Origin of the sequence: Planotetraspora silvatica, assembly GCF_016863315.1 — a bacterium.
GTDB lineage: Bacteria > Actinomycetota > Actinomycetes > Streptosporangiales > Streptosporangiaceae > Planotetraspora > Planotetraspora silvatica.
The window spans coordinates 1-2,295 of record NZ_BOOQ01000085.1; the positions used below are offsets into that span (position 1 = coordinate 1).

The 2,295-nt window shown below is 68.2% G+C and carries 1 protein-coding gene; it reads left to right on the forward strand.

The window, feature by feature from the left end:
- Window positions 1-2,295: DUF8508 domain-containing protein (locus Psi02_RS39685; RefSeq protein WP_203981076.1), on the forward strand; the 2,295-nt coding region annotated here is incomplete at both ends.

Genomic DNA, 2,295 nt, shown 5'->3' on the forward strand with positions numbered 1-2,295 from the left:
ACTACAACCCGGCACCGCGAACGCCCTCTCGTCCGACGTCGTCATCTCCGCTGTGTACGGCGGCGGCGGCAATGCCCAAGCCGTCTTCAAGAACGACTACATCGAGCTGGCCAACACCACCGACCACCCCATCGACGTCTCGGCCTGGAGCATCCAGTACGCCTCCGCCGCGGGCGCCGTCTTTCAGATGACCAATCTGACCGGCAGCATCCCCGCGCACGGCAGGTACCTGGTCCAGGAGGCTGCCGGCGCCAGCGGCACCCTGGCGCTGCCCACGCCCGACGCCATCGGCTCGATCCCCATGTCCGCGACCTCGGGTGTCGTCGCCCTGGTCACGGCCCAAATCCCACTGGTGGGCTGCGGCATCAGCTGCGCGACTGCTCCGAACGTCAAGGACCTGGTCGGTTACGGCGCGACGGCGAACGTCGAGACACTTGCCGCGCCCGGGCTCACCAACTCCACGGCCAACGCCCGAACTGGCGCGCTGATCGACACCGACAACAACGCCGTCGACTTCACCGCCGGTGTGCCGAAGGCCACCAACACGGCGGGTACCACGGTGACCGCGGACGACTCGGGCGGCCCGGGCGACCCGACTCCGGGGACCGTGCGCATCCATGACATCCAGGGTGCGGGCCGGATCTCCCCGATCGTCGGGCAGAGCGTCACGAACGTCCCGGGCATCGTCACGGCCGTCCGGGTGACCGGCAACGCGCGCGGTTTCTGGTTCCAGGACCCCAGCGTCGACGCCGACGCCCTGACCAGCGAGGGCATGTTCGTCTTCCTGGGCTCGACGTCGCCGGCGGTGGCCATGGGGGACTCCGTCCTGGTCACCGGCCGCGTCACCGAGTTCCGCCCTGCCGCCGGCGCGCAGAGCCTCACCGAACTCGGCGGCGCGATCACCACCACCAAGCTCAGCAGCGGCAACGCGCTGCCCGCGGCCGTACCGGTCGCTCTACCCGACGCCTACACCAAGAGCGGCAGCCTCGAGGCCCAACCTTTGGAGCCGTCCTCCTACGTGCTGGACTGGCTGGAGATCCACGAGGGCATGCGGGTCACCATCGCCCAGGACACCCGCCTGGTCAGCCCGGTCAACACGGAGTTCTCCGAGCTGTGGGTGACCCTCAAGCCGGGCCAGAACCCGACCCCGCGCGGTGGTTCCATCTACAAGAGCTACGACGACCCCAACAGCGGCCGGCTGATGATCGTCGCACTGAACGGCGCACCCGCCGCCAACGTCGGCTCCACCCTGGCCGCCGGCACCACTGGACCGGTGGACTACCAGTCGTTCGGCGGTTACGTCGTGCAGGCCACCCAGCTCGGCACGATCACCGAGGGCGGCCTCAAACGCCAGAAGGTGCTCCCGTCGAAGGACAAGCACGACCTGTCGGTGGCGACCTACAACGTCGAGAACCTCACCGCCACCGACCCGGACACCAAGTTCACCCGGCTGGCCCAGGCGGTCGTCACCAACCTCGGCGCACCCGACATCCTCGCCCTGGAGGAGATCCAGGACAACAACGGCACCACCGACGACGGCGTCGTCGCAGCCGACCAGACCATCGCGAAGTTCATCGCCGCGATCCGAGCCGCGCGCGGCCCTAAGTACGCCTGGCGCTCCATCGACCCGAACAACGACACCGACGGCGGCGCACCCGGCGGCAACATCCGCCAGGGGTTCCTGTTCAATCCCGGGCGGGTGACCTTCGTCGACCGCCGCGGCGGCGACGCCAACACGCCCGTGTCCGTCGTCAGCAAGCATGAGGACAGCAAGCACGGGGGCGGCAAGCAGATCTCCCTGTCGGTCTCACCCGGCCGGATCAACCCGACCAGCGATGCCTGGGTCACCAGCCGCAAACCGCTCGTCGGCGAGTTCCGCTACCACGGCAACCAGCAACTGTTCGTCATCGCCAACCACTTCAACTCCAAGGGCGGCGACGCCCCGCTCAGCGCCGCCGTCCAGCCGCCGGTCCGCAGCACCGAAGTCCAGCGCATCGCCCAGGCCACCGAGGTCCACAACTTCGTCAAGGACCTGTCCGACAAGAGCGGCGGCCGCGCCCAGGTCATCGTGCTGGGCGATCTCAACGACTACCAGTTCAGCCCCGCTGTCCAGACCCTCACCGGCAACGGCACCGTCCTGAAGACTCTGATCGACACCCTGCCCGCCGACCAGCGTTACAGCTACATCTTCGACGGCAACTCCCAGGTCCTCGACCACATCCTCATCAGCCCCACCATCAAGGGCTACTCCTACGGCGTCGTCCACATCAACGCCGAATTCTCCGACCAGGCCAG